Origin of the sequence: Sedimentitalea sp. XS_ASV28 (assembly GCF_041224545.1) — a bacterium.
Lineage (GTDB): Bacteria > Pseudomonadota > Alphaproteobacteria > Rhodobacterales > Rhodobacteraceae > Sedimentitalea.
This window is the reverse complement of sequence record NZ_JBGFGP010000066.1, coordinates 1-1,662: the sequence shown is the minus strand read 5'-3', so window position 1 is coordinate 1,662 and position 1,662 is coordinate 1. Positions and strand designations below refer to the sequence as shown.

General features: G+C 66.6%; 2 protein-coding genes. Both read left to right on the top strand.

What is annotated here, in order from left to right:
* Positions 1–1,172: phage major capsid protein (locus AB9K34_RS02785; protein WP_369952923.1), on the top strand; the 1,172-nt coding region annotated here is incomplete at its 5' end.
* Positions 1,172–1,662: HK97 family phage prohead protease (locus AB9K34_RS02780; protein ID WP_369952922.1), on the top strand; the 491-nt coding region annotated here is incomplete at its 3' end. The genes AB9K34_RS02785 and AB9K34_RS02780, both read left to right, overlap by 1 nt.

Below are 1,662 nucleotides of genomic sequence, written 5' to 3'. Positions count from 1 at the left end.
ATGAAACCCGCAAGATGGGCGAGCTGGACGCCGAGTATCGCGCCAACGAAACCCGCTATCGCGCGGCGCTGATTGCCGAGGACGAGGAACGCCAGGACGCCAGGGGCGAGCTGGAAACGCGCTCTGAACGCGAATGGTCCGAGATCATGGCGGGTTTTGAACTGCGGCAGGTGGCGCTGGCCCTGGATGAAGGGCGGCAACTGCAAGGGCAGACGGCGGAAATCGTCACCGAACTGCGCAGCGCCGACGGCTATCGCGGAATGCCGGTTCCCCTTGAGGCGCTGGAAACCCGGAACACCGTGGCCAGCGGGACGCCTGATCCGATCCGCACCGCTCCGATCATTGACCGGCTGTTCCCGGCATCGGCGGCGGCGCGCATGGGGGCGCAAATGGTCAATGTCGGCGTGGGCGAACTGGAATACCCGGTGACGACGTCGAGCGTGTCGGCGGGCTGGGCCGATGGGGAAAACGCCAACGTGGCAGGACCGACGCCCTACACGACAACCGACCGACCGCTGGCCCCGGACAACACCCTGGGCATTCAGATGCGGATTTCGCGCAAGAGCCTGAAACAATCCGGCGCGGCGCTGGAACAGGCGGTGCGGCGCGACCTGAACGGGTGCATGGGCGAGGCGCTGGACGCGGCTGTTTTCCTCGGGTCCGGTTCCAATGGCGAGCCGACCGGCGTGTTTGCCGGGGCGTCCGGTTGGGGCATCACGGAAACGGCGGTCAACGCGGCGGCATCCTGGGCGGCGTTCCGCGCGGCGGTTGTCCGGTTCATGACGGCAAATGCGGCGGGGTCGCCCGATGCGGTCAGGCTGATGATCCGCCCCGAAGTCTGGGCGGCGTTGGATGATACCTATATCGACACCGGCACCGGCGTGACCGAATGGGACCGCCTGACCCGCAACATTCCGGCGCAAAACGTGGTCATGACCACCAACGGGCTTGCGGCTCCGACCGGTTCGCCAACGGCATCGGACGCACTGTTGACCACCAGCGCGGGCGGCACGGCTCCGATCTTCGTCGGCATGTGGGGCGCGGTTGACCTGATCCGCGATCCTTACAGCGATGCGCAATCCGGCGGCTTGCGGCTGACGGCGCTTGCGACAATGGACGTGACCATTTCCCGCACGGCGCAACTGGAAGTGCTGACGGGGGTGCAGGACTGATGCTCTGGGGCGGCAGCAAAGGCACCCTGGACGTCAGGGCCGAAGGCGGGGAAACCCGCCTTCGCGCCACCTTTCCCTATGGTGCGGAAACCGAACTGGCACCGGGGCGGCTGGAAGTTATCGCCCCGCGGGCCTTTGCCGACCGGATCAACGGCGGCGCTGAAATCCACCTGCTGGCAGGGCATAGCTTTGACAAGCCCCTTGCCAGCAGATCGGCAGGCAGCTTGCACCTGACCGACACTGACGAGGCTTTGCAGATCGAGGCCAGGTTGGACGATGGCATCACCTGGGCGGCCGACTTTCTGGCAGCGCACCGGGCGGGGCTGATCAAGGGCCTGTCACCGGGCTTTCGCGTTCCCCAGGGTGGCGAGCGCATCGAGCGGCGCGGCGCGTCCATGCTGCGGACCATCAACAAGGCCGATCTGTTCGAATTGTCGGCAGTCACAAGGCCAGCCTATCCGGCGGCGCAGATCGAGGCGCGGGCATGGGG